The sequence below is a fragment of the Akkermansia sp. AE01SA01 genome, from assembly GCF_036417395.1.
Lineage (GTDB): Bacteria > Verrucomicrobiota > Verrucomicrobiia > Verrucomicrobiales > Akkermansiaceae > Akkermansia.
Window position 1 is genome coordinate 1,629,276 of the sequence record NZ_CP143890.1, and the last position, 24,669, is coordinate 1,653,944.

The window sequence follows — 24,669 nt, forward strand, 5'->3', positions numbered from 1 at the left end:
TGATGCCGTCAAGGGCGGAGTCTGCCGCCAACTGCAACACGGCTTGTGCCTCATGTTGCGGCGGAAGAAGAGAATGAGCAGAGAAAAAAGGAGAGTTTCCAGCCTGATTTCCGGCGGCATCGTTCGTCTGACGGCCCTTCCGCAAGCACCGTCGCGCCATGCCGATGCGTTATATGGGTCTGCCGGAAATGTGCAAAAGGAGGGGAGGCGGGAAAGCGGATGACTTCCTCCCTGGTTTATGCGATCATTGGCACAAGAAAGAGATGAGTGCCGAATTTGTGAACCTGACGGCGGAAAACCTTCCCCATGAACATTTATGCTGCATTATCCGCAGCAAGAAGTTCCATCCGGGCATTGACGCCAAGCGGCAATGGCTTTGCGGCCGGCTGAAGGAGGGCCATGTCTTTAGAAAGTTGAATGAGAAGGCTACAGTTTTTATTGAATATGCTCCCCTGGAAACCGCCTGGGTTCCCATCATCGGCGACAATTATTATTATCTGTACTGCCTGTGGGTTTCCGGCAGCTGCAAAGGGAAAGGGTACGGGAAGGCGCTGATGGAGTATTGTCTGGCGGATGCCGGAAAAAACGGCAAATCCGGCATTTGCATGCTTGGAGCAACAAAACAGAAAGCTTGGCTTTCCGACCAGTCGTTTGCGAAGAAATTCGGTTTTAAAGTTGCCGATACTATCGGCAACGGGTATGAACTGCTGGCCCTTTCCCTGGACGGAACCCTGCCGAGCTTTTCCCAACGAGCTAAAAAACTGGAAATTGAAAGCAGGGAGCTGACCATTTATTACGATATGCAATGCCCCTATGTTTATCAAAACATCGGGATCATCAGGCAGTATTGTGAAACGAACGGGGTTCCCGTGTCTTTCATTCACGTGGATTCCCTGCAAAAAGCCAAGGAATTGCCCTGTGTTTTCAATAACTGGGCCGTGTTTTACAAGGGGAAGTTTGAGACGGTAAATTTGCTGCCGGATGTGGCCGCCTTAAAGAGAATACTGAAAAAGTAATCCTGAAAAATGAACGTGCGGGTCCGTGTTTTTCCGGCGATTGCGGGATGATGCGGGCTTGTCGGAAATATCGGCCCCGGCCCCTTGCTCTCCCGGAATAACGGCCCGGAAGGGGAATGCGCAAACATCCGCCATGCCGGAATACGGATTTTCCCGAAGTTCTGCCGCAAGCGGCCGTTTCCTCCCCTTTCCCCTCCACTGACCTCCCCGGACAAGGTTTTTTCATCAGGGAAAGCAGAGGAAGAGGATGAACGGGACGGGCGGAAAAGGCGGCAGAATCCGGAAAATGAAACCGCGGCGCTCCGGGAAGGCCGTACCGGATTATCTTCTTCTCGCAGGCTGGGGCGCCGGGGGAGCGGGAGGAGCCGGGGCCTTCCCGCCGGAGAAGGGGGCGAAACTCCAATTCACGTTATCCAGGGGACCTCTGCCGCGCACCTGGAACAGGCCGCGCGCCAGCAGGAAGACGGGCGAGGTGAGAAGCTGCGGAATGCCGCGGAACCCCATCTGGAAATCGGAGTTGACCTGGAGGTCGGCCAGGCGTATCCATCCGCCGCCCTTCAGGGACAGGTTGCTGCCCGTGGCCACGAAGTTGTTCGTACGGATGTAGCCTTTTTCTATGGAAAAGTCGCAGTCGGCGCGGGTGAGCTTGTAGTTGATCAGGTGGCCCAGGCCGGGGATGTAATTGGCCAGGGCTTCCCCCAAAAAGCCGAAGATGGGGATTTCCACCAGGTTTCCGTGGACCAGCGCCGCTTCCCCCTTGGCCTGGATGCTGTTCATGTTGCCGCCCTTGGACGAGAATTCAATGGCTCCGTGCACGGTGGCCTTCTCCATTTTTTCCCCGTAGGATTTGCCGATGGCCGTCAGGTTCATGTCCTGGAGCACGAAGGAGCCGTTCAAGGCGTCCCCGCCGTCAATCTGCGCCAGCACGCGGCCGGTGAAGGAGCCTTCCCAGATGGTTCCCTGCAATTTGTCCACCACCACCCACTGCGGGGAGATGAGCACTTCCCCCTTCGTCCTGCCCAGGTCCAGCGTAGTTCCCAGGATTTTATAGCGGACGCGGCCCGCGGAGGCGTCAAAGCGGATGCGCCCCTTCATCAGCTTCAGGTCGTCCCCCATCGGGAACATGCCGCCGCCGGAAAGCGTCACGGGGCGCGTGAAGACGAATTCCCGGAGCACCTTCGCGGCGTCGTCCGAGAACATGCGCAGCGTATGGGCCGGATAGGCCTGCCCTTCCAGGCCCAGAACCTCCACGGTGTCCGGGACAAAACGGAAGTCGATGCTTTTGGCCTTCAGGGAACTGTCCGCCGGACCGCCGGACAATCCGGCGGAGGAAAGATAGTCGGAGTTGGAGACCGTCAGCGCCACGTTGGTCAGGACCAGCTGGTCCGTCACCAGGTGGGCGTCCGCGCGGGCGGATTTGATTTCCACCCCCTTGTATTTGGTGTTGGCGACGGATACGACGGCCTCAATATCGTAGGCCTTTTCCAGATTGTAAAGTCCCAGCGTTCCCTGGAAGGAGAGGTTGATCCCGGAGTTGCCGTGGAAGGCGAAGCGCTCCATGAAGAAGTCATCATCTTTCATTGCCATCAGCTTGTCGATCGTGTCCAGGGGAACCGTGGACTGTCCCATCACGAACATCTGCCCGTCCAAGAAGCCGTTGGCAAAGAGTTCAAATTTCCCTTTTTCCAGTTCTATGCGGCAGTTCTGCACGAAGAGCTGGTTGGGCCTGTATTCCACCTCCAGGTCCGCCGTTTTCACGGGCACCTTGTTCCAGGCCAGGTTTTCCGCCTTGATGCGTGCGCGCACCAGGGTGGGTTCCACGGGTTTTCCTTCCGGAATGTCCAGCCTGCCGTGCACGCGGAGAGTCGCTTTTTCCGGAATCTTCAGTTCCTCCGGCACGGGAACGGATTTGCCGCCCAGGGCCACGAGAATTTCCGGCTTCAGGTCCGATTCCACCGTAAAGACAAGGTCCGTTCCCAGATAGCTGCCGTCCAGTTTCATCCGTCCGTCTTCACGCACCAGTTCCAGCAGCGTCACGTTGATGGATTTGCCGATCACTTCCACGTTGGCCGTGGCGGAATCAAATTCCACCCCCTGGTACGCCACGTCCCTGACGGCGGCGTTCATTTTCAGGCGGTCCACGCGGACCGGGCCGGACCAGTCCACGCCCATGCGTAGCGTGCCCGCGGCATTCAGTTCCGGGTCCCCGTTGATGACCAGGGTGGGCGGCAGTTCCACGTCTTCCGGGGCCATGGACCGGGCCATGTTCAGCATGGCGTTCACGGGCAGCGTGCTGTGGATGTCCACCTTGATTTCTCCATTCACGCCCATCACCTTGCCGGAAAAGCTTCCTCCCTGGTGCCGTATGTCCAGATCCGTCACGTAGAAGTTGCCGTTTTCATAGTTGAAATCCCCGGACGCCTTTAAAAATTTCTCCCCGAACACGGAAAAGGCCCCCATGGAGCCGGACCCCAGCAGCTTGACCTGGTCCACGCCTTCCCATCCTTCCTTGAACAACAGCCTGCCGGATATTTGAACGTGAGGCTCGCTCAGGAATTTCATTTCCCGCGGAACGAGGGATTCGTTGAGGAAGGACACCGTCCAGGACACGAGGGGGGCCGTGCTGGTGACGTCCCAGATCAGGGAGCGCTTTTTCAAATCCGCCTGAAGGGACAGCCTCACGAATCCCGCCGTTTCCGCATCTCTCATGGTGAAGCGCCTGGCCATGATGACGGAGTCCGAGTAGTCGCCGCTGAACATCAAGTTCTTGACACGAATTCTGCCGTATTGCAGTGAGGGAGCCTGAAAGTCCAGCCCCACGCGGATTCCGCCGCCCTTCATGTCGTCGCTCAGGTTGACCGCAAGCTGCGGCGGGGCGGATTCCGGCCACTTCACCCTGTCCAGGTATTCCAGCACGTGGTCAAGCTGCTTGCGGACGGCCGCCACGTCTCCAGGCGTCAGCGCAAAGTCTCCGCCCTCCTCCTGCCCTGCGGGAAAGCTTCCCTGGGCGGTGACCCGTATTCCCTGCACCACGGCTTCCGCCTTCGTGAGGTCCACCATGCCGGGGCGGTTCAGGTCTATCTCCGCATTCAGCCCGGTGACGGAAAAGACCCGTTCCGGCCTTTCCTTGTCCACCGGCATGCTGACGCTCAGCCCCGCCACGTTCACCCGCTCCGGGTCCACCTGGCCGTCCAGCAGCTTTTTCCAGTTCAGGGATATGTCCGCCTCATGAAGCCGGGCGATGGGGCGGCGGTTTTCCGGCGGCGCTTCCGGGTCCAGCATTTCCACGTCCTTCAGCGTGACGACGGCCCGGGGCCAGATGCTGACTTTCAGCGTGCCGATGTGCACGGGCACCCCTTTTTCCAGCAGGGCCTGTTCCACGCGCACCACCACAAAGGAGGGCACGCCCCAGATGGAAATATAGCAAATGAAGCCAAGCACCAGGGCGCACAGCAGAATAACCACGGTGGGGACCAATCCCCTGATCCATCTCATGAATGTCGAATGAGCCATACGCCACTTACTTTACTTGCACAGGTACCTGCCCATGCTACCTTAAAAGGAGAGACATTGCACCATCATTTTACGTTGGCAATTTATTTCGTATTCCGGACATGCACGGGAATTTTCCATTTAAACGGCACCCGCAGGAAGCCCCGGCCCCTGTCATCCGGCTTGAACAGGATGGAACGCCATTCAGTCAAACCATGTGCCAGGTCCGGCTAAAAGCCGGAAGAATCTCAATATTATTGATCATGAATATTATTATCGACAGGGCATCGTCCAGGGGGCATGCCAACCACGGGTGGTTGAATACCTACCACACGTTCAGCTTTGCCAATTATTTCAATCCGGACCGCATGCAGTTCGGGGCCCTTCGCGTACTTAACGATGATACGGTGCTTCCGGACGAAGGTTTCGGAACCCATCCCCACAAGAACATGGAAGTGATTTCCATTCCCCTGAAAGGGAAGCTCCGCCACGGCGACAGCCTGAACAACAGCCACACCATCACGCGCGGGGAAATCCAGCTCATGAGCGCGGGAACGGGCATCCTGCACAGCGAGTACAACGACAGTTCCACGGATAATCTGGAATTCCTGCAAATATGGGTCATTCCGGACAGGATCAACACGGAGCCCAAGTACAAGGATTACGACATCAAGCCCCTGCTGAAGCACAATGAGATTTCCACCTTCCTGGCTCCGGAAACGGATATTTCCATCATGCAGCAGGCGTGGTTTTCCTGGGCGGAACTGGACCGCGGCACATCACGGGAATACAAGTTCAAGGGCCAGAATACGGGCGTGTACGTCTTCGTGGTCGAAGGAGAAGTCAAGATCGGGGACATTGTGCTGAACCGCCGCGACGGAGCCGGAATTACGGATACGGAGGCCATCACCATTGAGGCCCTCCAGAATTCCACCGTCCTTCTGATGGAAGTGGCGCAGTAGCGCAGCCGGAGTTTCTCCGGACGTGCTGCCGGATATTTTTATTCGGGCCTGCCCTTATGCGGGGGGCGGGCCTTTTTGTCGTCCTTTCCCGTGCTTGCTCCGGCCCTTGATGAGCAGGCCCAGCCGCCACCCAAGCTGCACGAGTCCGTAGCACAGCATCCCCAGCACGACGCTGGAGACGGCCCAGCCCGTCAGGAATTCCAGGGAAACCATGCCTATGCCCAAGCCGTTAAACGGAGCCCAGGACCATTGTTCCACTCCCGTTTTCAGCATGTTCCAGGTAGCGCCGGAAGTCGGCAGGCCAAGCCGGGAGAAAAGGAACCAGCCCAGCCACCACTGGGCGGGAATGGCAAAGAAGGTAAAGCCGGGAGGGGAAAGCCAGGCCATCAGGATGGCTACCGGAATGTTGCCCTTGCGCCACAGGCAGGCGAATACGCCCCACAGGCTCTGCATGGGCAGCGGGGCAATCGCGGCGGCGGCTCCCCAGGCTGCCCCGGTAGCCACGGATTCCCGTGTCCACGACCAGTAGACCGGGTCGAAGATTTTTGCGGAAAGAAAACGGCTGGTCCACGATTTTTTACGCACTTCCGTCAGCAGATAAAGCCTGACCTTGCGCATCAATTGCCTGTAGCGGTGTTCCATTCCGCGGCACAGTCTCATACAATCCCGCGCCTGATCAATTGTAAAATGCTCCAGCGCCTTTCATGCCGCATTTTATCCCAAATGCCGCCGCTGCGCGGTTTTGCTTGATTCTGCATGCGGTTTCATGAAATACCTGCGTGCGCACCTTCCTTCCGAATCATGAGCAAGCAACGACTCGACGTCCTTCTGGTTTCCCGCAATCTCGTAGAATCCCGGGAACTGGCCCAGCGGCTCATCATCGCCGGAGAGGTGAGCGTGGGAGGCCACCCCTCCACCAAGCCGGGCCTCAAGGTCAATGAAGACGCGGACATTGCCATCAGGAACCGCCCCCGCTACGTCAGCCGCGGCGGCCTGAAAATGGAGGGCGCCCTGAACGCCTTCCCCGTCTCTGCGGAAGGCAAGGTCTGCCTGGACATCGGCGCGTCCACGGGTGGCTTTACGGACTGTCTGCTCCAGCACGGAGCTGCCAGGGTGCACGCGATCGACGTCGGCACCAACCAGCTCGTCTGGAAACTGCGGCAGGACCCCCGTGTCGTCGTGAAGGAGAAATTCAACGCCCGCTACATGACTCCGGAAGACATCGGGGAACAGGTGGACCTGATCGTCTCCGACGTCTCCTTCATCTCCCTGAAAAAAATCCTGCCCGCGGCTTTCCCCCTGCTGAAGGAAGGGGGTGACGCCCTGGTGCTCATCAAGCCCCAGTTTGAACTCCAGCCGGGAGACATAGGCCCCGGCGGCATCGTCCGGGACCCGGCCCTGCACCAACGCGCAGTGGATTCCATACGCGCCTTTGTCACGGAGGAATTGAACCGCTGCTGGATGGGCTGCGAGCCTTCCCCCATCACAGGAACGGACGGCAACCATGAATTCCTGGCATGGCTCAAGTAGCCGGAGCCCCTTTCCCCGTGAGTCATGACATGCCCCGGAACGCCTCAACAGGCGGTCCCCCCTCCCCACAATGGAGCGAACTTTCCTTTCCCGGCAGATCAGATCCTATGGTACACCTCAGTGAAAGGAATGCTGTACCGCTCGCCCCAGATGCCTTTCTCTCCGTCCCGTATTCCGCAGGGAACGACCATGTTGATCCCGGCACCATAAGGAAATTCCAGCAGCTTTTTCATACGCTTGCTGTCAAATCCCTCCAGCGGGCAGGGATCGTATCCTTCTGCGGCCGTGGAGATCATAAACGTCTGGGCTCAAGAGCGCATGGCTTGTTGACTGTAACGCGCATATCGCACTCGGAAACTTCGCGCATCATGGGGCGGAAAAGGCCGATTCCCCAGGCCAGCAAGACCGGAAAGCGCCCAAAACGCCGCTACGGCGCGCGTAAAGGAACGGCATCAACTTTCCATAGTATAACCTCCCGGTCCCTGATGCGTTCCGCCGGATGTTTCCACGCTCGAATGCGAAGACGGATTGCGCCCGCTGCCGGTACAAGTACTGCCGCGTCACGAAAACGACTATTTCCGAAGCCGTGGCGGCAGCCGACTGGCCGAGGCAGGCTCCGGCAATGCGGGCTATCAATTTAGGAAGGGTGATTTGGAAGAATTCCCATAACTGCATGTAGCCAGGGCGGCCAGTTCCAGACAGCATTTTACCTTTTCAGGGGCAAGCTGTTTATTCTTAATAGAATACCCGCACGGCCCGCCGGTAATTCAAGGCTTCTTTCAAATTCATACCGTTCACCGCCACCTGCTATTGATTGAACCGGCCCATGACCGTTTCAGCCATCTTTTCCGAACTGAACGGGTCCTGGCCCGTGATCAGGTTTCCGTCGGCCACGACTTCCGGCATCATCGGGATCAGTGATTTCTTGTAATCCGCCCGCCGTTCCTTCAACGCGGATTCCAGATCGAAAGGCACGTCCTTTTTCTTTCCTGCCAGGCCTTCCTCAAACCAACTGAATCCCGTGACCTTTTTATCTTTTACCAGGTATTGTCCGTCCGAGAGCTTTACGTTCAACAAACCGCATACGCCATGACAAATGGCAGCAACTATTTTATTGTGTTCATAGTGGTTTTTGATGAGTTCCTGCAGGACGGCGTTATCCGGAAAATCGAACATCGCGCCGTGGCCTCCGGCCAAATAAATGCAGTCGAACACCTCTCCGGAAACTTCATCCAGGCTTTTCGTGTGCCGCAGCACATCCCGGAATTCCGAATCGTCCCAGTAGCTTTTGGACAGTTTGTCCATGTACATCGTTTTCAGACTCGTGGGATCGACTGGAGTGTCGCCCCCCTTCGGGCTTGCGATGACAATGTCATATCCCCGCTTTTTCGCGCTGTCATACATGTGGGTAAGCTCGCTGAGCCATAATCCCGTTTCCTGTTTTCCGTCGGGAAACATCCCGGTTCCGGTTACTACCATTAATATTTTCATTTGTTTCATATCTCTGTTTTTCCTGTTCTATATAACTGCCGGCCATCATCTGTAATTCCTGATTGAAGTATGAATTACACACTGCCGGATATATTTTATTTTTCATCTATTGGCACCTTCAACCATGCACGGAAAATGAAACCCTTGTCAATGCGCCACTTCATCCTAATAAAAAGACGCCGCCGCTTAAATGGCCAGTCTTCCATTCCTCTTTTAAAGGAAATCCTTAACAGGAATTCCGGGGGGCCTCCGGGCTTCAAAGCCGCCTTCCTCAAACAGAAAACACACTTTGCCTGTTATCAAATCTATTCATTTCCAGCACGATACACAAACACATCTTCCCTTCCATTCCGCCGGGTCGAACATGAAGAGGAAAAACAGGCTTTATCCTTTGCCTGCCGTCGTGCGCACACCGGAGCAGCTACGGCTGTTCCGCCCTTCCTCAATGACACAAAATCTTCATTTGCGGAACCCGCCGCCCGATGACTCGGCATTTTTCTCCGGCGGGATGTCGCCGGAAAAAGAAGATGCAGCCCTCTCTCATTCCATCAAAAACGCCGCCTTTCCGTGAAACCGGGAAAGGCGGCGCGGCCGTTGTTGAAGCGGAAAATTAAAGCTGGGAAGCGGCGCCCTTGTCCAGGAGGAACTTGGCGTTCGGGTGCTTCTGCAGGTAGGAGGCGGCCACGTCCACCGTCACAGGACCCTGAACGGCCTTTTTCACGATGGAAGCCTTCTTTTCCCCCCAGGCCATCAGGGCCACTTCACGGGCGCCCATGATGGTGGCCACGCCCATGGTGATGGCCGTGGTCGGAACGTTCTCAATGCCGCCGAACGCGGGAGCCGCGTCGGAGCGAGTGAGATCGTCCAGGTGCACCTGGCGGGTGATCGTGGTGTCGTCGGAGCCAGGTTCGTTGAAGCCGATGTGCCCGGTGCGGCCAATGCCCAGAATCTGGAGGTCAATACCGCCGCAATCCTTGATCTTCTGTTCGTAGGCGGCGCAGTGAGCGGCAATTTCGTCGCCCTTCACCGTGCCGGAGGGAAGATTGATGTTTTCTGGCTTCATGTCGATGTGGTTGAACAGATTGGTATGCATGAAATACCAGTAGGATTCCGGATGGTCGCGGTCCAGGCCGCTGTATTCGTCCAGGTTGAAGGAGATGACGTTGGCAAAGGAGAGGCCTTCCTCCTTGTGCATGCGCACCAGCTCCGCATAAAAAGGCAGGGGTGTGGCTCCGGTGGCAAGGCCCAGCACCACGTTCCGGCCTTCGGCGGCGCGGGAACGGATCAGTTCCGCAACTTCTTTTGCCAAGGATTTGGCAGCATCCTGGGGAGTTTCAAAAGTTTCTACTTTCATAACGCGCCACATCCTACTCCGCTCCCCGGCATCATTCAATCAGAAATAGTCCCGGAAAGATGCACTAAAATGGAAAAGACCGCCAAGGCTCCCCCCGGCGAACCGGGCGGGAAGGGATTTTCCCCTGCATTCGGGGGCGCCGTCCCATTCCCTCCTTCCCTCCACTTCCAGCCGCCGCTTTGCCAGCAGGGAGCGGAAAACCTCCGGACGCGTGGCGCGCCGGGAGAAGGGAACTGCCCGCAGGCGCACGAATCCGCCCTTCCGCTGGGGCGGCCGGGCCGCCGCATTCCCCTTGCACTTTCCCTTCCGATCATGTATTGCCTGTCCCTGACATGGCAGGTTTAATCATTTCACCAAGGGCACGCATTTTTCAAGGACACGACTGGGTTTACGGAACGGAGGTCCGCAAGGTTTTCGGCAATCCCCAGCCCGGAGACGTGGTGGCGCTGAAGGATTTCAAGGACCGCTTTCTGGGGTCCGCCATGTTCAATCCCCATTCCCAGATTGTCGCCAGGCGCTTTTCCCGCCGCAAACAGGAGCTGGACGGGGATTTTTTCAGCAGGCGCATCAGCCAGGCGCTGGAGTTGCGCAGCCGCTTCCTGCCGGGGGAAACGCTCACGCGCCTCGTCTGGAGCGAGTCGGACGGCCTGCCCGGCCTGATCGTGGACCGCTACGCGGATTACCTGGTGGTGCAGACACTGGCCCTGGCCATGGAACGCCGCCTCCACATCATTCTGAACGTGCTGGAGGACCTGCTCTCCCCCCGGGGAATCATCGTCAGGAACGATTCCCCCATGCTGGCGGCAGAAGGCATCGAACCTTCCGTCAGCGTGGCCCGTGGTACGGAGCCGGAGCCCTTTACCGCGCAAAGCGGGGATATCCAGTTCATGATCAATCTGCAAACGGGCCAGAAGACCGGACTGTACCTGGACCAGCTGGACAATTACGCGGCCGTGGCGCGCCTGGCGCGCGGACGCCGCGTGCTGGACTGCTTCTGCAACCAGGGAGGCTTTGCCCTGGCCTGCGCCCGGGCCGGAGCGGCGGAAGTCACCGCCGTGGACGTTTCCCAGGAGGCGATGGACGCCGTGGAGCGCAACGCGCGCCTGAATGGGGTTTCCGTACGGGGTGTCACGGACAACGCATTCGATTTCCTGAAGAAGGAAGCGGCCCTCGTCCGGGACGGAGGGGAGCACAAGTGGGACCTGATCATTCTGGATCCGCCTTCCTTCACCAGAAACAAGAAATCCGTGCATGACGCCATGCGCGGGTACAAGGAAATCCACCTGCGCGCCATGAAGCTTCTGGCCCCTGGCGGCATTCTTTCCACCTTCTGCTGCTCCCACCATGCCGGCACGGGCCTGTTCCGGGAGAGCATTCTGGAAGCGGCCATAGACGCCCCAGCCACCCTGCGTCTGATACAGCAACACGGACAGAGGCCGGACCATCCTGTCCTGCTGAACATTCCTGAAACGGAGTACCTTAAGGGTTTTACTTATGAGCTGCTTCCGGGACGATAATATTGTTATAATTACAACATCTATCCCTCTTCCCCTTGAAGGTAACCAACAACGTTGTTTTTTTCTCAAAAAAAACAATCGTTTAAATGAAAAAAAAAGCTTGTAACTCCAGCACTCCTCACCTATATTGCGTTTCGAGCAGGTGAGCGCTCGTTAAAAAAGCTCTCTGGGTTCGCAAGGACCCAGTTTCATAGGGTAGTTGGGGCGCCCCGGTCGTTTTACGACCGGGGCGACTTTCTTTTTCGGGGAATGCCGGGATTTGCATCTTTTCAAGCCGGCGGTTTTATAGTAAAGTAAACATTGTAACAACCTTTTCCCTTCCATGCACCCTGCCGTAGAACAAATCCGCCAATACCTGCAACTGATTGCCCTTCAATTTGTCCAACATCCGGAACAGGCGGAGTTGCGCGTTGCCGAATCCCCCCAGGGCGACGCCGTGCGCTTCCGGCTGATTTTGGAAAAGACGGATGTGGCCCGCATCATCGGGCGCAACGGCATGACCGCTTCCGCCATCCGCTCTCTGGCCAAGGCGGCAGGGGAGAAGAACGGCATCAAGGTCATCGTGCACATGCTTTCCCATGAGGAAGCCGCCGAACAGGCCTGAATGCGCTGCCCCGTACAGCAAAATTGACAAAGCCGGAGGGGACCCCGTTCCTCCCGGCTTTTTCTTTTGAGCGTATGTGTACTTCCGCGCGATGGCTATAGCTCCACGTCCAGCACCAGGGCCAGCAGATTGAAGGGACCCGGTTTCTCCACACGGAGGGCGAACGCAGCCTGTTCATCCGTACCGTAGTTGTGGGTGAGCCTGACATAACCGGAGTACGGAGCCTCCGCTCCATATCTGCCGGGCTGGAAGTGCCGCCACGCGCCGGGAGCCCCCGTGCCGTACAGGAATTGCAGGGAGCTTTCATGCAGAAGCGCCCTGGCGCCCAGTTGTTTTTTCAGCCTGCCGAGCGTCTCCAGACTTTCAAGGGGCATCGTTCTCACCTCGGCCGGGGCGGCCATCCCTACCCTGACGGTTTCCCCTTCCCTGTTTTCCGGGCACGGCGCATTCCCTTCCCCGTCTATCAGGATGGAGGAGCAGGAGCCGTTCCCGTCCATCAGGACCGCTTCGCATCCGGCCAGATGCCGGAGCCCGCCAAGGCGGCCATCCCGGATGACTGCCTCCATGCAGGCGTCCAGATATTCGTTGCCTTCCGCCATGCATTCCACCGTGATGCAGGCATGTTCTCCCTCTCCCCGTGCCACGGTGAACCAGACTTCCTCATCCTGCGTGTTCCCGGAACCCCGCAGGGAGGCCACGGACAGAATGCGGCCGTGCTCCAGGCGGTGGGCATGCCACGCCACGATGTTCTGTTCCCTGTTCAGGGTCATGCAGACCGCGCTGCCGTCCTTCAGCACGCACCAGACGTGAAATGCCGTGCTGCGCTGAATGGTCCAGTCCACAATGCCCTCCGTCAGAAGATGGTCGGAAAGAAGGCTCACGTCCCGCGTGAGAAAGCCGTCCGCCTCCAGGGAATAAAAAAACTCCCGCACCTTCCTGCCCCCCTGCTGGACGAACAGCAGGCTGTTTTCTACGGTCAGCGCGTCCAGCAGGGAGGAGCCCACGCCGGAATGGCGTTCGAATTCCGCATTATTTGCATTGATTCCCGTGGAGTCGGACGCCCGGAGCCGCCATTCCCCTTCGCTGGTGCCGATCATCAGGCCTCGAAGGGAGGATATCCACGCGATTCTGTTCTGCTGGGAGGCCGCCATGGTCAGAATCATGGGGGAGTCTGCCGGTATGCCGGGGATAAATGAGGAAAAGTCATCCACCCTGCTGGCCCACAGGGTCTGCGGCTGGCCCGGAGTGCTGCCGAACCAGAGGCGTCCCTGGGAAAATTCAATGGTGCACGGGTAGCCGTTCCTGATCCCGAAGGCCCCAAAGGACCAGTCGCTGGTATCATAGTCGTACAGCATGCGGCCCGGCATGTGCAGGGCGTTGCGCACATGCACGCACCGCGGGGAAACATACTCCTCCACCACGAATTCATGGTCGTATGAACAGGATTCCGACCGCAGTTCCGGAATTCCCGTGGAAGAGCCGTTTTTATAGGACATCAGCCGGAGGGTGTAGAAGGAGAAACCTTCTTCATTACCGCTCAGGGCGAAGTTGTTCCTGAATCCCTCCTTCTGGTAGAAGCTCTTGACGGAGTGCCAGACGAGGGAGGGCTCATTGGGCAGGTAGTTGGAGCCGTCCAGGTACGCCCGGCGCACCTCCCATTCCGCGTCCCATGTTCCGGTGGTTTCCACCGTCCATGCTCCGCTGACGAACGTGTATGTGCAGGCATCCGCGCCTTTTTCAAAGAAGGAGGTGTACTGTTCCGGAGAATTCTTCCCCGCCACATAGTCCACATCCTTCCTGAACGGGCGGATGCAGGTGTAGGCATTCCGCCATCCGTTTTTCCCGTCCATGGAAAAGGTGCCTCCCTTGTAGAAGTTCTGGTTCAGCGTCGCGGTATGGAACAGGGGCATCTGGTCGGCGCGGGCGAAACCTTCATCGTGCCTTCTGGTGATGCGAATGTGTTCCGTGCCCGCCATCTCCGGGGTGAATACGTCTTCATCCGCCGTCACCACCAGCTTGTTCCCGTCCGCGGAAGAGAACACCCGGTATTCGATCTTCACGGAGTTGAGCAGGGAGCTTTCGTAAGGAATGCCGGAAAATTCCAGAGGCTTCAGCCGCCAGTCGTCGTCGGCATGGCGGGAGAGCGTCATGGGGGGAGTCTCCGGCTCCACGCAGTAAATCACGTCGTTCAACTGCTGCATCCGGAGGTTCCTGACCTGCACGTCGCTCTTCCAGGGAGAGACGGTTTCCAGGACATTTCCCTCCGTATCCAGCAAGGGCGCGCCGTCCTTGAAGTAGCGGACGTAGCCGCGGCCCAGCTCCAGCATGAACTGGACGCCCGTGGAGTATTTGAAGGAAACCAGCCTCACCATGCCTTCCGTGCCGCCGGCACGGGCGACCAGGCGCGTGCCGGGTCTGCGCCTGATGCCGCCGAAGGGAGTGACCAGAAAATTCGTCAGGCGGGAGGCTCCGCGCGCCACGGGGTCCAGGTCCGCGCGGCCGGAAAGCCACGGACTTAATTCTCCCGCCGTGAAACTGAGCCGTTGTAATACTTGCTTTGCCATATTCCCCCCACGGAAACAGGGAGGAAGAGGCGCGGTCAAGACGCCGGAAAGGTGCTGCCCCTTCCGGCACCATTTCTACAGGGCGATGGCCCAGAGGACTTTCAGGTAGCGTCCTTCCGGGTAGGTGCTCAGATAGGGATGGTCCCAGCCGGGGCCGGTCATGCCCATGATCTGGAGTTTGCGCCCCTGCCGCTGGGCCGCCTTGACGACGGTCTGCTCAAATTCGGAGGGGGAAAGGAGTCCGGAACAGGAGCAGGTGACGAAGAGGCCGCCCGGCCTGACACACTGGAGCCCCAGCATGTTCAGATCATGGTATTTTTTGATTCCTTCCTCAAAGCCGTCACGGCCGATGATGAATTTGGGCGGGTCCAGCAGCACGGCATCAAACAGACGTCCGTTGCGCACCATCTGGCGCGCGTAGACAAAGGCGTCCGCATGTACGAAGTCGATTCGCTGCTGATTGATATTGCCATTCCTCTTCGCCATGGCGATGGCCTTTTCATCCAGGTCCACGCCCGTGACTTCCGCCGCTCCTCCCAGCATCTTGGCGGCAATGGAGAATCCGCCGCTGTAGCAGCACAGGTCCAGCACCGTAGCCCCCTTCACCAGGGAGGCGAACTTGAGGCGGTTGTCCCGCTGGTCGCAGAAAAAGCCCGTCTTGTGCCCCTGGGCGAAGTCCACTTCATACGTGATGCCGTTTTCTACAATCTTCACCAGCTTGACGGGAGCGGAGGATTCCGGCGCGTCTTCCAGGCGGATGCCCTCCATGCGGGCGATTCCCTCGTCCGCCTGAATCACATGCCTTCCGGTGCCGCACAGGCGGTGCAGCAGAGGAAGCCATCGCCCCAGCCGCTGCCAGACGGCCAGCGTGCTTACTTCCAGGCTCAGAACGTCCGCGTAGCGGTCCACGACCAGGCCGCCCACACCGTCGGAATCACCGTGCAGCACGCGGTACGCATTTGTCGTCTCATCCAGGCGCAGGATATCGCGGCGCAGTTTCACGGCGCGTTCCAGAGCGGCGTCCAGTTCCCGTTCCCCGAAGGCGTCGCGGCCGTGGTATACCATGCGCAGGGGGGTGCGGCTCGTTTCGTTCCAGAAGCCGGAGCCGAACAATTCCCCGTTTTTGTCGTACACGTGCACCAGACTCCCCGGTGCTATTTCTCCGCTGACGGAGCCGAGCATGCGGGGGAACACGGCGGGGTTGTACGTAAAGTATTTCAGCTCCACCCACGGGGAAAGCCAACTTTCGCTGCCCTCCGGGGACTTGTTGACAAACAGGTTCTTTTTGGGCGCGGAGCGCGGACGTCCCGCCGGGGGGCGGCGGTCCCTGTAGGAAGGTTTGGAACGGGAGTCGCGCGGATTGCGGGGGCTGCGGGGAGAGTGGGAATCGTTCATGAGATGCGGGAAAGAAATGTTGGATCTGCGGCATAGCGGGCCACGGCCAGCTCAACGGCTTCCTGGTACGGCCTCACGGGACGGCCCAGCAGGGAAGCCAGCCGTCCGGAGGACATGGCGGTATGCCTGGGCCGAGCATCCCTGAAACCCGCCTGTTCGTCGAGCTTTTGTTCCGCCACGGGCGGCAGCTCATGCAGAAGCCCGTGCTTCACCGCGCTTTCCAGGGCCGCCAGCGCGTACCCGTGCCATGAGACCGGCTCCCCGGACTGGCACAGGTGCAGGATTCCCGCCGCGTCGCTCTCATAGGCCAGAAAGCGGAGCCATTCGCACAAATCCTCAATCCACGCGGGGAGGGACCATTTGTCCGCCACGGCGGCCAGGGCCTGCCCGTTCAGCGCGCGCCGGAGCATCATCTCCGGGAAGGAGGGGCGGGTGGGATTGCCGAACACCCAAGAAACGCGGGCCACCAGGGCTTCCGGCATTTCCTCCCGTACGCGGAGCTCCGCCTCCAGCTTGGATTCCCCATATACGTTCACGGGGCGGCATTTGTCCGCCTCCGTCTTCAGGCCGGGCCGGCGGCCGTCCAGAACGTAGTCCGTGCTCAGGTGGATGAAGCGCATGCCCTCCAGGCGGCACAGGCGCGCCATCAGCTCCGGCGCCATGGCATTCACCCGGTGCGCGGTTACCGGGTCGTCCAGGCAGGCTTCCAGCCCGCTTACCGCCGCGCAGTTGATGACGTGCGTAGCTCCGGAAGAAAGAAGAAATTTTTTCAGCGCGGACAAGTCCTCCAAATCGCAGGTATTGCGCCCGCAGGCAACCACTTCCGCTCCTGCATCCCGCAGGTGTTCCACCAGGCGGCTCCCCACACGGCCTCCGGCCCCGAATACCAATGTTCTGGACATGCGCACAGCCTACCCGCTGTCCCTCTAAAATCCAGTGAAAACCTCTTTTCATCGTGACAAAAAACCAAAAGCTGATTCAATGAATATTGTGTTTTACTATGAATATTCTTTAACGGCTTGCGGCCCTCTCAATGCCAGGGCCGCGGAAGTATGCAGGAAAGGGGCTCTCATCAGGACGGAGGAAGGCGGCTACGGCTGCATCCAGCCCTGGCCGGAGCTGGGGGATCATTCCCTGCAGGAGGAACTGGACGCGCTCAGGAAAGGCAATCCGCTGCCCCTGGGCAAACGGGCCCTGGAATGCGCGCAGGTGGACGGGGAGGCGCGCGCCGCCGGCGTCAGCCTGTTCTCCGGCCTCCACATTCCGGCCAGCCATGCCACCCTTCCCAGCTGCGTCAGCCCGGCCACTATCAGAATCATGGAAACGAAAGGCTTCAAGGCGGGAAAGATCAAGGCAAGCTCCAATCCGGCGGCAGCCCTGGAACGGCTGACCATGCTGGCCTCCATGGTTCCTTCCTGGCGCTGGCGGCTGGACTTCAACGGCTCCCTGGACGGAAACGAGGCGCTCCAGTTCTGGAAATCCCTGCCGCACCACCTCAAAAGCCGGATAGATTTCATTGAAGACCCCTGCCCCTTCTCCGTTCCCGGCTGGGAACGCCTGGTGAATGCGGGCATGCCGCTGGCCCTGGATATGGGAACAGACACGGAGCACCAGCCCTCCATCACGGCGGACCTGCCTGTCACGCGTATCGTCAAGCCGGCGCGGGAGGCCACGCCCGGGGACCTTAATGATCCCCCCGTATTCACCACCGTCATGGACCACCCCGTGGGGCAGTTGTGGGCCGTTTACCAGGCGGCGGACTATTACCGCGACGCGCTTCCCACGGAGATTCCGCTCTGCGGCCTGTGCACCCACCTCCTGTTTGAACCGGATCCGTTCATCGACCAGATGGGAGGCATGAATCCGCAGGTAGCCGTTCCCGCCGGAACGGGGCTGGGTTTTGACGGCATGCTGGAAGCCCTGCCCTGGAAGAAGCTCTGAACGGAGGACGCCCGTTTCCCATCCTTCCCCCTGATCTTCTTTTTCCTTCCGCCTTCTCCCGGCGGACGCCGCATGCAAAAAGGCATGGAGCCGCAACGGTTCCATGCCTTTCTTTTCCGCCTCTGTTTCAGAATTTCACGGTTTCCGGCCTGGGTCCGTGGAAAATTTCAGACCGGGGAATTCCTTTACGTTGCAGCCGGGCGTTTTGGGATTCACCTGCACCGGGACGAAGGTGAACATCCAGCGGCGGGTGCTGTTGTTGTTCGGGCTTTTTACCAGAACGTGGTTCCAGCCTTTCTTGAGGGTAATCATGGCAGGTTCACGGAAATGGTAGTTTTCATCCACCATCACGCCGCCATTGCGCGGCCTGGCCCACTTGGGAGGCTCAATTTCCTTTCCGTTGACGAAGAACCTGGGATTCGCATGGAACCACTTGCCCGGCACGCTGGCGGGGCCGTTGCGCCAGTCCGACGTGGCCCAGGTGTGGCCGCTCACCCAGAAGGGGACCGTCTGGGCCTTGGGGGAATAAATGTAGGTCTGCGCGTAATAGGTATGGTTCTTGTGCGGGAAGGCCCCCATTTTCGCTCCGTTGAACAGCGTCGGAAAATCGCAGTAATGCTTGAAGATGACAGTGGCGCCGGTGTAGTCGTCCTTGGACCATGTGTAGGTGACACCGCCAATTTCATAGGAATCCTTCATTCTTCCGCTCTTGACGTCTTCCTCCGGACCAAATTCCGTTTCCGTCTTCCCTCCGTGGGGAATGGGCCCCAACAGCTTCCACGGAATGTTCGCCTGGCGCACGTAGTTGAACTCCTTGTTTACGAAGAAGCGGTCCCGGATGGCGAGCACGCGGTTTTCATAGTCCGCAAAGCCTTTCAGGAGCGGATCCCCCTGCACGGGAAGGTTGGAGAAGTATTTCATGTACTCGTCCTGGTTGGGGTCCCCCTGAAACTTTTCATGCGGATTGTTCCACAGGGGTTCCGAAACGAAAGCCATGCCGGCGTAAACGGGCGTCTGGAGGACCTGGTTGCGCGGGTCCGTAATCTCCAGGTCCGGCCATGAGCAGAGGATCATGCCCAGCCCTTCAGCATTCTGGAACGGGCATGCCCGGCGGAAGTACATGGTCATGGCCGTTTCAAACGGATCAATGTGGTTCAGGTAGGTTTCCAGGGAATCGATGTACTTCGACCCGTCGGTAGGCCATGCCCGGCGGTTCTGGCGTCCGGACCACAGGTGCTGGATGGAGCCGTTATAGCCCTTCGGATTCAGGCCGGGCTGCCACCTCATGGGCGTGCGCCCGCAGGACTCCACCGCATGGATGTATTCTTTCAGAATGTCATCGTTCACCTGCTCGTCCTTGCCGTGGGCCTCGTCCGTGCCGATGTGGATGATGGGCATCTTTTCCTTGGGAACCAGGGAGCACATCTCCTTGATCAGGGCCACCAGGGCCTTGGTGGCCTTTTCATCGCTCATCTTCACGTTGAGCGCCTTCCGGAAGGCCTGGCTGTGCCCCGGCATGTCCATCTCCGGAATCAGCAGAATATTGCGCAGGCGGCAGTATTCCACCAGCTGCTTGAACTCCTTCTGCGTATAAAACTTGCCGGGCATGCGCGTGAAGTTCTTCGGATCGTTCAGTTCCGGATAAATTTTGGATTCCAGCCGCCAGCCTGGATGCTCCGTGAAATGAAAATGGTACACGTTCAGCTTGAGCTGGCCCATGGAGTCCAGTTCCTGGGCGATCAGGGGCAGCGGCATGTAATTACGGCCCACGTCGTTCATGAATCCGCGGACCTCAAAATCCGGCCAGTCCACGATGTCGCAGGCGGCAATCGTCGTTTTCCCGTCCCGGCGCAGAAGAAGCTGTTCCAGGGTTTTCAGTCCGTAATAAAAACCTTTGGTGTCCCTGGCCGTGATCAGGGCCCCGCCGGGAGTCACCCGCAGGGAATAGGCCTCTTCCTTCAATTTGGGATTTTCCGTGCCGGCCTTCACGTCTCCCTGCACGAATTTGACGGCAAACGCCCCCTCCTGGGAAACCTGCACCCCGTGGCCGGCCAGGAAGGACTTCAGCTCGGACACGATAAACTTCATTTGTTCCGGATAGGAAGTACGGGCTGGCGCCGGGGCCTGGATGCGCACGGACTGGACGGGGACCGCCCTGCCGCTCCACTTCACCTGCTGGGGCATGGGGACCAGCGGCGGCCGGTCCGCCGGGAACATCCGGTAATTGGGGCCGTTGGCGGGGAAGGCGGGAGCCGTGTCCTGCCCCAGAACGCCGCCGACCGCCAGACAAAGGCAGATAACTGGCAATATAAAGGATTTCATACGACGCATGATACATATCCGGGAAAAACGTTCCTGTCAAACTTCAGCGTCATTCCGGCCCGGTTTTGCAAAAAGACCAGAGCTTTTATTCCGAAACGGGAGTGGCCGCCGCTGGCAGGCTGTCTTCCACTTCCCCGGTCACGCCGTCAATGGCCACGCCGCGGCGCACGGCATAAAGCCCGGCCTCATCCCCGCTTTTTCCGGATACGAACGCCCAGTAATAGGACTTCCGGTCATGGTAGCACGCCCATTCCCCGCCAACGCCGGGGCGGACCTCCATCAGGAGGGAATAGGAGTCCGCTGGAGAAACCGTGAATCCGCGCGGGGTCTCCAGGCCGGCAGACGGGAAGGAGCAGATTTTTCCCCTCCAGACCAGTTCCAGAGGCGAGGACGGCAACAGGCCGTCCGCCAGATGGCTGGCCGCCAGCATCTGGTGCGCTCCGAACATGGGAAGGCAGGACACACAAAGGGACAGGGAGCAACAGGCACCGGCGCTCAGAAAAAAACGAAGGGGAAAAGACATGGGCGTGCTTCGAGAAATTGCGGAAAGGAATCAACTCCCAAACGCTTCCCCAGTCAATCAAAAAGCCGCCGATTTCCGGGAAAGAAGGAAGAATGCCTGCACGGCGCGGAAGACGGGCCTTTCATGCGGAGGCTGGAAATGAAGCGGAGCCTTCCCGGCCCGGACAGGGGGGCCGCTTGACATCCCTTTTTTACACTCCTATAGTTTGCACTCCGTTGAAAGAAAAGCCGGAGTCATGACAGCCCAGTCACGCAACATCTCGGAATTGGAAAACGCATCCGTCTGGCGTCTTCTGGTCCAGTATTCCCTGCCCTCCATCGCAGGCATGGTGGTGTACTCCCTGTACAACATTATTGACAGCGTGTTCATCGGCCACGGCGTGGGGCCGCTTGCCCTTTCCGGCCTGGCGGTCACCTTCCCCATCATGAACCTGACTTTCGCCCTGGGAACGCTGGTGGGCATAGGCGGTGCGGCCATCAGCTCCATCAGACTGGGAAAGAAGGACCCGGAGGGGACGGAACATACGCTGGGGAACGTCCTGGTCCTGAGCCTGATCGCCTCCGTGGTGCTCGCTGTTCCCACACTGATCTTCCTCAAGGAAATTCTGGCCGCCTTCGGAGCCAGCGGGCAAACCCTGGCCTACGGGTATGACTTCATGCTGGTCACCCTGCTGGGGCTCCCCGTCACATACGTCTTTTTCAATCTCAATCACGTGATGAGGGCCACGGGCTATCCGAAAAAGGCCATGGGCTCCACCCTGCTTTCCGTAGGCATCAACATTGTTCTGGCGCCAATCTTTATCTTCTGGTTCAAGTGGGGCATCACCGGAGCGGCGTTCGCCACATTGATCGCCCAGATTGCCGGCATGGCACGCGTGCTCATCCATTTTTCAGACAAATCCAGCGCCGTCCATTTCCGCCGCGGCATCTGGAACCTGAAAAGAGCCATCGTTACCGGCATTCTGTCCATTGGGCTGGCTCCGTGTCTGGTGAATGTGTGCGGCAGCGCGGTGGCCATTGCCATCAACAGGCAGCTTGCGGACCACGGCGGGGACCTGGCCATAGGCGCCTTCGGCATCATCAACCGGATTCTCATCCTGTTTGCCATGCTCGTCATCGGCCTCACGCAGGGCATGCAGCCCATCATCGGCTACAATCACGGAGCCATGAAGCCGGACCGGGTGTTGCTCACGCTGAAATACGGGATCATTACGGGCACGACGTTCACTACGGCGGGCTTCCTGGCCTGCATGTTTTTTTCCCACGGCATTGCCGCCCTCTTTACGGATGACGCACAACTGATCAGCCTGGCCGCGGGCGGGCTCAAGATCGTCATTCTGGCCTTTCCGCTCATCGGCAGCCAGATCGTCATTGGGAACTTTTTCCAGGCCATCGGCAAGGCAAGGCTGGCCATTTTCCTCTCCCTCACCCGCCAGATGCTGTTCCTGCTGCCGTTCCTGCTGATTTTACCGGGGTTCTGGGGACAGACGGGCGTATGGGCGTCCATGCCGCTGGCGGACGTTCTTTCCTCCATCGTCACCCTGTGGTTCATCCGCAGGTTCTTGAAATATTACCGCGGGAAAAACCGGGAATACCTGGCGCAGCCTGCCGGGCAGGTCTAACATTTCCGGCGCTCCTTTTGAGTCCTTTTTAAAGGACATGATACTGGCAGTATGCCTAACGCGCCGCGTTTTACGGACTCTATTTCGATGAGGGCCCCCTAGGAATGAGGCGGAAAGCCCGGACCTTTTCATGGCGTCCTCACAACCGCCTCCGCTCCACCGCGGCGGAAAAAGACAAATGCGGAAAAATTATTCTGCCCAAACTCACAGAGACGATGAAAAACGGAATCATGATGCAATACTTTGAGTGGAACCTGCCCAACGACGGACAGTTCTGGAACAAACTGAAGGAAGACGCCCCCCATCTGGAGGAAATAGGGGTGACGGCCGTCTGGATTCCGCCGGCCTACAAGGGCAAGGAACAGAACGACGTGGGATACGGCACCTACGACTTGTTTGACCTGGGGGAATTCGACCAGAAAAACACCGTGCGCACCAAGTATGGCACCAAGCAGGAGCTCCAGGACGCCATCAAGGCCCTGCACGACCACCATGTGGATGTTTACCTGGACGCCGTGATGAACCACAAGGCCGGAGCAGACTATACGGAAAAGTTCATGGCCAAGGAAGTGGACGAGAACAACCGGGAGGAGGAAACCACGGACGCCTACGAAATTGAAGGCTGGACCGGATTTAATTTCCCCGGCCGCGGAGACAAGTATTCCGACTTCAAATGGCACTGGTACCACTTTACCGGCACGGATTACGACAATAAAACGGGCAAAACCACCGTGTTCAAGATCATGGGGGACGGGAAGGACTGGAGCAGCGGCGTGGATGACGAAAATGGAAATTACGACTACCTCATGTTCGCCAACCTGGACTTCGACCACCCGGAAGTGGTGAAGGAAATGGAAAAATGGGGCGTATGGGTCTCCCGCGAACTTGACCTGGACGGCATGAGGCTGGACGCCATCAAGCATATCAACGACGAATTTATCAAGAAGTTCCTGGCCGCCGTCCGCAAGGAACGGGGAGAGGACTTCTACGCCGTGGGGGAATACTGGAAGCAGGACCTGGATTCCCTGGACGAATACCTGAAGGAGGAACGCTACAAGGTGGACCTTTTCGACGTGCCCCTGCACTACAACATGTACCAGGCTTCCGAACACGGCCGGGATTACGACCTGACCAAGATTCTGGACGGCACGCTGGTCCAGAACCACCCCACCCTGGCCGTCACCTTTGTGGACAACCATGACTCCCAGTGGGGCAGTTCCCTGCAATCAGCCGTCAAGGACTGGTTCAAGCCTTCCGCCTACGCGCTGATCCTGCTCATGAAGGACGGCTACCCCTGCATCTTTTACGGGGATTACTACGGTGTCAGCGGCAATCCGCCCGTGCACCGCGGCATCATCGACAACCTGCTGGAAATCCGCAAGAACCACGCCTACGGGGAGCAGAATTACTACTTCGACCATCCGAACACCATCGGCTTTACCCGAGTGGGGGACGAACAGCATCCGAAGTCCGGCGTGGCCGTACTCATCTCCAACGGGGAAAACGGGGACAAGGTCATGAACGTGGGCAAGCAGCACGCGGGAGAAACCTGGAAGGAAGCCACCGGAAACGTGGAGGAAACCGTCACCATTGACGACGAAGGCAACGGCCGGTTCATCGTCCACGGCGGCAACGTGGCCGTCTGGATTCCGGAGGATGCTCCCCAGGACCCCAAGCAGGACGCCCGGAAGGACGATGCCGGGGAAGAAAGCTGATCCATTTGCCGCAGGCGGATGAACACCGCCTGACGGGACTTTTTATCGGCGGTCTGGCCCTTCCGGAATTTTCCGGAACGCGGTCAGGCCGTTTTTACTTTAATTACCAGCTTGCGGATGACGCCTTCCCCAATGCACCCGGCATGGGCGTCTTCCGGGAAAAACACGGCGAACTGGCCGGGCCTGACGGTGAAGGAAGTTTCTTCCGCGTCGTCGTAATGCTGCGCATCCTTGGCCTCCTGAAACGGTTCGGACGTTTTTTCCAGTGCGGTACGCTCCTTCCAGGCAAAGCGTTCTTCGCGTGAAAGAGGTACGTGAATGTCGTTACCGAGTTCTTCGGCGAGTTGGAGCGCTTCGAGGCGCTGGTTCATGATTTTGGTTTCGGGTTTCATTTCCTTCTTGCTACTGGAATTGAATCTATTTGGAAAAATGATTAACCTTACAATATCAACAAAATTCCATCATCGGATTTCCAATCCGTCAACTTTTCATTCCACATAAAAATAAGTAGCGAGAACATATTGTCAGGATATAGAATCAAGCAACCATACTTTTCTGAAATTGAATACAAATAATTTATATTTAGTTTATTACATTTTAAATAAACTTTAGATAAAAAATA

Annotated in this window: 20 protein-coding genes and 1 pseudogene; 10 read left to right on the forward strand and 11 right to left on the reverse strand. The window is 58.3% G+C overall.

Annotated features, from left to right (window positions below; genetic code table 11):
• Positions 1-263 precede the first annotated feature (263 nt).
• Positions 264-1,016, forward strand: a complete 753-nt coding sequence (locus tag V3C19_RS06600; RefSeq protein WP_130082749.1) for a GNAT family N-acetyltransferase — start codon at positions 264-266, stop codon at positions 1,014-1,016.
• 321 nt (positions 1,017-1,337) lie between these two features.
• Here the strand turns inward: V3C19_RS06600 and V3C19_RS06605 are convergent, their stop codons facing one another.
• Positions 1,338-4,529 carry an AsmA-like C-terminal region-containing protein gene (locus tag V3C19_RS06605; protein ID WP_330937043.1) on the reverse strand — a complete coding sequence of 1,064 codons (3,192 nt, stop codon included), beginning with the start codon at positions 4,527-4,529 and terminating at the stop codon, positions 1,338-1,340.
• A 242-nt stretch (positions 4,530-4,771) separates the two neighbouring features.
• Between V3C19_RS06605 and V3C19_RS06610 the strand changes: the two genes are divergently transcribed.
• Complete coding sequence (locus V3C19_RS06610; protein WP_130082747.1) at positions 4,772-5,470, forward strand: pirin family protein; 699 nt, start codon at positions 4,772-4,774, stop codon at positions 5,468-5,470.
• A 54-nt stretch (positions 5,471-5,524) separates the two neighbouring features.
• On the opposite strand, the gene V3C19_RS06615 is transcribed toward V3C19_RS06610, so the two are convergent.
• Entirely contained in the window at positions 5,525-6,130 is a 606-nt protein-coding gene (locus V3C19_RS06615) for a DUF2062 domain-containing protein (protein WP_130082746.1), read from the reverse strand.
• Between the two features lie 141 nt (positions 6,131-6,271).
• Here V3C19_RS06615 and V3C19_RS06620 point away from each other — a divergent pair, with 141 nt between their 5' ends.
• A complete protein-coding gene (locus V3C19_RS06620; RefSeq protein WP_130082745.1) occupies positions 6,272-7,000 on the forward strand; it encodes a TlyA family RNA methyltransferase in 729 nt (242 codons plus the stop codon).
• Between the two features lie 98 nt (positions 7,001-7,098).
• Here the strand turns inward: V3C19_RS06620 and V3C19_RS12830 are convergent.
• A pseudogene (locus V3C19_RS12830) lies at positions 7,099-7,789 on the reverse strand (nitroreductase family protein).
• An 18-nt stretch (positions 7,790-7,807) separates the two neighbouring features.
• Positions 7,808-8,500, reverse strand: a complete 693-nt coding sequence (locus V3C19_RS06625) for a type 1 glutamine amidotransferase domain-containing protein (RefSeq protein ID WP_130082744.1) — start codon at positions 8,498-8,500, stop codon at positions 7,808-7,810.
• Positions 8,501-8,560: 60 nt separating this feature from the next.
• On the opposite strand from V3C19_RS06625, the gene V3C19_RS06630 reads away from it, so the two are divergent.
• On the forward strand, positions 8,561-8,977 hold the full coding sequence (locus V3C19_RS06630; protein WP_295875727.1) for a hypothetical protein: 417 nt from the start codon (positions 8,561-8,563) through the stop codon (positions 8,975-8,977).
• Between the two features lie 124 nt (positions 8,978-9,101).
• Here V3C19_RS06630 and nagB read toward each other — a convergent pair whose 3' ends face one another.
• Positions 9,102-9,845, reverse strand: coding sequence for a glucosamine-6-phosphate deaminase (gene nagB, locus V3C19_RS06635; protein WP_130082742.1), 744 nt, complete (start codon positions 9,843-9,845; stop codon positions 9,102-9,104).
• Between the two features lie 69 nt (positions 9,846-9,914).
• Between nagB and V3C19_RS06640 the strand changes: the two genes are divergently transcribed.
• The 3 genes from V3C19_RS06640 (at position 9,915) to V3C19_RS06650 (ending at position 11,966) form a co-directional block, all read left to right on the forward strand.
• On the forward strand, positions 9,915-10,190 hold the full coding sequence (locus tag V3C19_RS06640) for a hypothetical protein (protein WP_130082741.1): 276 nt from the start codon (positions 9,915-9,917) through the stop codon (positions 10,188-10,190).
• The gene (locus V3C19_RS06645; RefSeq protein ID WP_295875726.1) at positions 10,178-11,362 is read left to right on the forward strand and encodes a class I SAM-dependent rRNA methyltransferase; all 1,185 of its coding nucleotides are present in this window, start codon (positions 10,178-10,180) and stop codon (positions 11,360-11,362) included. Before V3C19_RS06640 ends, V3C19_RS06645 begins: the two co-directional genes overlap by 13 nt.
• 322 nt (positions 11,363-11,684) lie before the next feature.
• Positions 11,685-11,966: a KH domain-containing protein gene (locus V3C19_RS06650; protein WP_067570394.1), complete on the forward strand. Its 282-nt coding sequence runs from the start codon at positions 11,685-11,687 to the stop codon at positions 11,964-11,966.
• Positions 11,967-12,061: 95 nt separating this feature from the next.
• On the opposite strand, the gene V3C19_RS06655 is transcribed toward V3C19_RS06650, so the two are convergent.
• From V3C19_RS06655 to V3C19_RS06665, 3 genes are all read right to left on the reverse strand, one after another.
• On the reverse strand, positions 12,062-14,530 hold the full coding sequence (locus tag V3C19_RS06655) for a hypothetical protein (RefSeq protein WP_295875725.1): 2,469 nt from the start codon (positions 14,528-14,530) through the stop codon (positions 12,062-12,064).
• A gap of 75 nt (positions 14,531-14,605) precedes the next feature.
• Entirely contained in the window at positions 14,606-15,925 is a 1,320-nt protein-coding gene (locus V3C19_RS06660; protein WP_295932670.1) for a class I SAM-dependent rRNA methyltransferase, read from the reverse strand.
• The gene (locus V3C19_RS06665; protein ID WP_130082738.1) at positions 15,922-16,827 is read right to left on the reverse strand and encodes an NAD(P)-dependent oxidoreductase; all 906 of its coding nucleotides are present in this window, start codon (positions 16,825-16,827) and stop codon (positions 15,922-15,924) included. Before V3C19_RS06665 ends, V3C19_RS06660 begins: the two co-directional genes overlap by 4 nt.
• Before the next feature lie 79 nt (positions 16,828-16,906).
• Between V3C19_RS06665 and V3C19_RS06670 the strand changes: the two genes are divergently transcribed.
• Positions 16,907-17,866, forward strand: coding sequence for an enolase C-terminal domain-like protein (locus V3C19_RS06670; protein WP_295932667.1), 960 nt, complete (start codon positions 16,907-16,909; stop codon positions 17,864-17,866).
• Between the two features lie 135 nt (positions 17,867-18,001).
• On the opposite strand, the gene V3C19_RS06675 is transcribed toward V3C19_RS06670, so the two are convergent.
• Positions 18,002-20,188, reverse strand: coding sequence for a family 20 glycosylhydrolase (locus tag V3C19_RS06675; protein WP_295932665.1), 2,187 nt, complete (start codon positions 20,186-20,188; stop codon positions 18,002-18,004).
• 85 nt (positions 20,189-20,273) lie between these two features.
• Positions 20,274-20,636, reverse strand: a complete 363-nt coding sequence (locus V3C19_RS06680) for a hypothetical protein (RefSeq protein ID WP_330937044.1) — start codon at positions 20,634-20,636, stop codon at positions 20,274-20,276.
• 310 nt (positions 20,637-20,946) lie between these two features.
• Between V3C19_RS06680 and V3C19_RS06685 the strand changes: the two genes are divergently transcribed.
• Together V3C19_RS06685 and V3C19_RS06690 are read left to right on the forward strand one after the other, a co-directional pair.
• Positions 20,947-22,332, forward strand: a complete 1,386-nt coding sequence (locus V3C19_RS06685) for an MATE family efflux transporter (protein WP_295932662.1) — start codon at positions 20,947-20,949, stop codon at positions 22,330-22,332.
• A 215-nt stretch (positions 22,333-22,547) separates the two neighbouring features.
• Complete coding sequence (locus tag V3C19_RS06690) at positions 22,548-24,047, forward strand: alpha-amylase (RefSeq protein ID WP_130082733.1); 1,500 nt, start codon at positions 22,548-22,550, stop codon at positions 24,045-24,047.
• An 83-nt stretch (positions 24,048-24,130) separates the two neighbouring features.
• On the opposite strand, the gene V3C19_RS06695 is transcribed toward V3C19_RS06690, so the two are convergent.
• Positions 24,131-24,439, reverse strand: coding sequence for a YhcH/YjgK/YiaL family protein (locus V3C19_RS06695; protein WP_330937045.1), 309 nt, complete (start codon positions 24,437-24,439; stop codon positions 24,131-24,133).
• Positions 24,440-24,669 lie beyond the last annotated feature (230 nt).